Below are 5,850 nucleotides of genomic sequence, written 5' to 3'. Positions count from 1 at the left end.
GCTGCTCACCAGCCAAAACCAGTTTTAATAACCTATTTCATTTTCAAATACTGAACTTATAGTATCTGATTTCAAAAACTTAAATTAATATGACTCTCGATTATGTAATTTTCCTATTAAAATTTACTATGAAAATAAAAAAGTAGGTTTGTAAAATAATGTAAGTTTTTGCTTAAAGTCTTCTTATTATTTAATTCTGACTCTATGCACTTGTAGCGATGCTAAGCTCCATCAGATTATCTTTTCGCAGTATTCCAATTCTACTCTTTTTTTCTGCCTCAAAAATTAAACTAATTAATTCTTCCTCTAATTATCTGTAAAACAGTTGCATCCCTTTTGCTCAGAAAAACTCCAGTGCGTCTTTCCATTCCACATCTATTGCTAACATCATGCCCCTTCAACTAAGGATTAGGATCTTCTATAAATCTTAATTCCCAATTTTTTTCATTTTAAAAACATGCTATTAACTTCAGGCAGGTTTGCTTTTAATTTATAGGTACGGGGCTTCCTACAATTGTGATGCAAAAATAATATTCTGACCGAATTTTCCGGATATGTGGTCTTTAAATAGGTAAAACTGAAAAACAAATCACTGGAAGACGCTGAATTAGCTTCAAATCGGGAAAAGGGTTGGGCAATGTGGAAGAAATTTGGACTAATAAAGGTTCTAAAAAGAATCAGTACCCCTAACACTGATTCCTCCCTATATGAGCTATGCAAATGGTGTTCCTGGTACCAAACATTAAAAGTAAAAACTCTACTCGGAACCCGCATCAAAAAACCTTACATAAATTGCCCTATCTGTGGTTGCCCAACCACCATAATTCCGAACGAAATAGTCTACGCCTGCGGAGTATGTCGAAGAATTTTCATAGAAAAATTCGTTGTGTCAATTAATAGAATTAATAAAATATCCACAGTAGATTACAGCTATGAATGTTACCATTGTGGAAACAGCTCTCATATTACCTTCCTTCATCTCTGCGGTGATGGAGAGCTAGGCGAATCCGACGCTCTACACATAAGTAGAGAGGAAACACTGCTTGGATTCGAGTGCACAAGATGTCACAAATATATTCCAAATAAAAAAATTATTTATAAGAAACCTGAAAATTACAATTACCACTTCCCAGATTAACTATTTTTCTAAAGTAATAAAAAATAATAAAAATCATTTCGGCTAATATGCATCAATATCTATATCCATTAATAGTGTGGGAAGGTTCTGTAGGATTGAAGTGGAAGAGCCACATAGCAATAGCTAAAGCAATATCCAAATCTCTCAGTTTCCCAAAAGAACTGGAGCAAGCATTAATAGAAGGCATCATTGAGCCGGATAAACATCGCAGTAAGATGATAATAGTGGGAAATCAAGGTTGGGCTAACACAGTTCGTGATTCACATCATAATCCCAGTCTAGGAACAGTTATGAAATATGTCTGGAAGGCAAGATTATCCTATTTAAATCAAGATAATATTGGAGCAGTGAAAAATTTGGGAAAAGCTTTGCACTATATTCAAGATGCAAATGTCTCTAAAGGATTCCTGGGACTACTACACAGTTCCAAAGAAAAGAGTCTGCTGGATCAAACCCTTCCAGAACATGCTATTAAAATCGGCTATGCTAATGCTATTTGCTCACCCCACCACATTGAAAGCATCATCAAGTCTATTAAACCCAGCAAGAGTTTAAAAGAAATTATGAATCAAGCTTGCATATATTCTGCGGCGATAACCAAAGCGGTACTGGAGAATAAAAAACCTCAAAACAATTTTCTGAAAAAATTTGTGTATGCAAAAGAGAAATATAATAAGAGGACACTCCCCTTATCTCTAGGAGTATTTCTAGCATTTTTTATAATATCTATTAACACCTTTATTTTTGGGCTCTTAGGATTATGGCATATGGTACTTCTATCTATACTTGGAATTTTAACTAGCTATCTTACACAGAGACTGGATTGCAAATATCATTACTTAAAAAAGGAAGCAAAGTGGTTTGGAATTAGGTAATTAATGAAAAAATAGAATAAACAAATTTATTATTGATTCTTTAAAGAAGTCAAAAAATAATAATTTCTGGGGAATCTAAATAAATATGAGGTAAGATTCCGATATGGTTAGTCACAATGAGTCTATGATTTATTATATTTTGATTTCTTCACTCTTCTGTTAATTTTATATTTCCGCTTTTCTTCGCCTCTTCAAAGGGATTTTTTGGCACTAACCCTGCTTAAGTGTGGAACCTCGTAAAACAGGGATTTAAACCCGTTGCCCTCCGCCAAAACCACCACGGAAATGTTAACACAAAAGAATATAAAATCAGAACATTATAAAAGATAGACCCATTGTTAGTCACGGATTCTATTTAATACTCCTAGTGTTGGCTCTCTAGGAAAAGACTTTTGAAGAATTTCAATTTGAAGCGGGAAGGGGTGGGAAGGGTTATAAGGAGATTGGTAAGCACTTGCAAGAAACCACTGCTGATTTAGGCAACTTTATGGGGAGGGTGACTTAAATTGATGATTTAAAATTATGGATTCTCATGATTAGTGGTCTTTAAGTGATTCTCTCAAATATTAGAATTAAAGAAATGACTGGGGCTAATTTAATCACAAGTTTAAACTTGTAAATTATCCCCTTTCACATTAAAAAATTCTATTATGATTGAAAAGAATTGATGGGGATTAAAATAGAATTGAATTCAGATGGTTCTTCAACAGAAGAAAATATCCAAACTAAGCAAACCGAGTACCCATAACAATTAAGACAAACAAACAAGACCTACCTAAAGCAATAAAGAGCGTCTCAAAAGGAAATTCAAGCTACCAGATGGGATACTAGTTTATCTTGCCTCAGCAATTAATTGTAAAAGAGAATATGAAGTTTTTATAAGTGTGACGAGTTTAGCTATTGGAAAAAGGCAAGGTGTGTTCTTTGAAAGAGCTTTCTAACTATTTCAGCGATAAAAATTTAGCAATTCTCGGACAGCTCGTTTTCACATTGCGGCGGCCGGTGCTCTTATTAGGTTTCGTTACTCGCAGTAATTTAAGAGAGGTCACAATTTTTGCCCCACACCGCCAGTTGTGGGAGTATGAACTTGATATTTCAGAGGAAAAAGAGAATGCTATAAAAGCACTAAAAAACTTATTTGAGGAGGAGAAAAACAGTAGATCTGAAAGAATATTGTACTTGGCTCCCAATACTTCATCAGATTTTCTCTTAAAACTTGTTAAAAATTTTGACACTGGTTGGGTAGCTTCCTGTACTTCTCTACCTGATGAGCAAATTCTCAACAAGCATAATGTTGCGGTTTATGATTTAAATAATCGAGAATGGCTCAATGTAGATGTTGTAAAAACACGTTGCTGGTTAATGGGAAACCTTATTTCTGAGGCTTATCGTGGTGGCAGGGCTTTCGCAACAATTCTGAGCGGTAAACTAAGACTTTTAGCCTTGCAAGCTGAATTTTTCTGGGAACTATTAATTAATGGTATCACAGATCCAAACATACTTTTTAACTTGGTTGGTTGCCGGGAAGTAGAAGACGCCCAGATAATATTAGCACTCTGTGTGAAAGATTATCATCTGAATCCACTCAGTCTAATCGATTCAGAAGCGCTCAAAGAAGCAGTCAAAAAACTTGTATAAATTCCATATTTTTATATCAAACTCTAAACTTCTATTTTAAAATTTAATTTACTACTCAGAAATGTTTCATCTAATTTTAAATAGAATCCAGTTAAAATTGAGATTCTAGCATGTTTTTAGTGATTTCTTAAATTTTTTAAAATTAAAGTAAAATTTTTAAAAAGGAGTCAATTTATTGTTGACTAATTTTCGATTATTTTTGGTGGTGTCAAAAACAAATGAATGACTTGATAATGATAAAGGGTGAAAGACCTCTCTGGCCATCTTCCTCTAACGTACTTATTATTCGAGATAAAGATGGGCTAATAATGATTGAGGCGGGGTGTGGAGGAGAAAAATTCTCAAAAAGATTGGTTAGCAAAATGAGGTCTCAAAATCTTATGCCCGAAAAAGTGCACACTGTGGTTTTATCCCACGCACACCCCGATCATATGGGAGGCATCACTACATTTCTTAAAATAAGTGAACCAATGGTAATCATATCTGAAATAGATGCTCCCTCAGCACGCAATAACAAACTCTTAATTGATTCTTTTAATGTCCTCATGGGTAACAACTATTTCCCAGAGTTAGGTTTCAAAGACTCAGGTGTCAACTTGTTAACTCTCTTTGAAACAGTTTCAAAGTGTCCTATGGCGACTGCCGAGCCAGATAAAACCGTGAGGGAAGGGGACAAATTGCAGTTAGGCGACTACCTGTTTGAGGTATTGCATACTCCAGGGCACTCCCCTGGGCATATTTCACTTGTCGATCAAGAAGAAAAGATATGCTATGCAGGAGACGTGATTGGCGAAGTAGTGGCTTGGTATTCGCCAAGCTCCGGAGGAGCTATAGGATATCTTTCCAGTCTAGAGAAAATTGAAAGATTTGAATTAGAAAAAATATATCCTGCACACGGAGAAATAATTACTGATAAGAAAAAGGCAATAAACAGAATTAGAGGAAAAATCTTGGAGAGAGAGAACTATATCTTGAAAGAACTAGAAAAAAGTCCAGTGCATTTTAGGGAAATGGTGGAAAAACTATATCCTAGTCCTAACCAGCAATTTTTCCCAGGAGTCCAAATATTGGAAAGCCATCTAGTCAAACTAGAAGAGGAAAAGAAGATCACCCGTAAAAACCACTTGATTTCACTAATAAAATAACTCTAATGTTTTTTGCTCAATTTTTAAATGGGTTTAAAAAATTTCTGAATTCTATTGAAATCAAAAATGAACCAGTCCTTTTAATAGTAGATGCGGTTTCCATCGGGGTCTATATCAAAATATAGTTTTGTCGTATCAGTAGGGAATGGACTTTTAACAACCTGTATGTAGTTTCTTAATTTTTCTTCGGTTTCTTCTATCTTAAAGTCAATTAAAACATCCACCAGTTGAGAAATTATAGCTCTGAACTTTTTACTATGGGCATCTATGTTCATAAGATAGAAAGCTAAATCATTATACTGCTTGTGCAAACGGGTAACTCGTCTAAAAAATCTCGTAATTTCATCCTCAGATAAGACAATAGATAGGTCTGTTAGACTCCAAAACACCCAAATAACCCATACATTTTCAGGCAAATTTTCTCTAACATTCCTCATCATCGAAAATAATTTGTCAACATTAAAAGGCTCATCCAAAGTCTGAACATGATCATTATACAAAATTTTTTCATCAACCTCACTTGAAAAACAGTTAATAATTCTCAGCCTATCATAACTAATCAAACCGCCCTCATTTTTTATTTTCTTTCCTTTAAACTCTCTAACAGCCGCAATATGAAGAAGTTCTTCCACAGGTCTAATGTAATCAACCAAGACTACGTAGAATTCCCTCCCGGTTTTAATTAGCATCATCCAATTTATAAACTCGGTGTATCTAAAACCAGTCTGGTGGGCGATTACAACCGTCGAATTATCTAGAATGCCTCCTCCTAAACGTTCATCCAATTTTGGTATTCCAGTACTGATTAGATGGTGTTTACTCACGGATTCCCCACCTGAAGAATAGTTAAATGCTTCAATAGTAGGATAATTTGTTCCTAGATTTCGTTTATTTTCTTTAGTTATTGTGGTCCAACCTCCCCTACTTTAATACTAGTAGGCTAATATACTTTTTTTATTAAGATTAATATACTTTTCTTACAAATAAATATCATTCCAAAAAAGGAGGTACACAACTGCTACAGATAAATTTATATAAATTATCAAATATTAAC

At 34.4% G+C, this 5,850-nt stretch carries 5 protein-coding genes; 4 read left to right on the top strand and 1 reads right to left on the bottom strand.

The features are described from left to right. The first annotated feature begins 637 nt into the window (after positions 1 to 637). The 4 genes from ACUVXA_RS14955 to ACUVXA_RS14940 all read left to right on the top strand — a co-directional run bounded on the left by ACUVXA_RS14955 (position 638) and on the right by ACUVXA_RS14940 (position 4,796). The gene (locus tag ACUVXA_RS14955) at positions 638 to 1,138 is read left to right on the top strand and encodes a hypothetical protein (protein ID WP_445872084.1); all 501 of its coding nucleotides are present in this window, start codon (positions 638 to 640) and stop codon (positions 1,136 to 1,138) included. A 95-nt stretch (positions 1,139 to 1,233) separates the two neighbouring features. Then, the gene (locus ACUVXA_RS14950; RefSeq protein ID WP_445872083.1) at positions 1,234 to 2,013 is read left to right on the top strand and encodes a hypothetical protein; all 780 of its coding nucleotides are present in this window, start codon (positions 1,234 to 1,236) and stop codon (positions 2,011 to 2,013) included. A 924-nt stretch (positions 2,014 to 2,937) separates the two neighbouring features. Next, entirely contained in the window at positions 2,938 to 3,651 is a 714-nt protein-coding gene (locus tag ACUVXA_RS14945) for a hypothetical protein (RefSeq protein WP_445872082.1), read from the top strand. Positions 3,652 to 3,869: 218 nt separating this feature from the next. Further along, complete coding sequence (locus ACUVXA_RS14940) at positions 3,870 to 4,796, top strand: MBL fold metallo-hydrolase (RefSeq protein ID WP_445872081.1); 927 nt, start codon at positions 3,870 to 3,872, stop codon at positions 4,794 to 4,796. Positions 4,797 to 4,876: 80 nt separating this feature from the next. Here the strand turns inward: ACUVXA_RS14940 and ACUVXA_RS14935 are convergent, their stop codons facing one another. After that, on the bottom strand, positions 4,877 to 5,620 hold the full coding sequence (locus ACUVXA_RS14935) for an RAD55 family ATPase (RefSeq protein ID WP_445872080.1): 744 nt from the start codon (positions 5,618 to 5,620) through the stop codon (positions 4,877 to 4,879). Positions 5,621 to 5,850: the final 230 nt, after the last annotated feature.

This window comes from Candidatus Jordarchaeum sp., from assembly GCF_052745115.1.
This window is presented reverse-complemented; position numbering and strand designations above follow the sequence as displayed.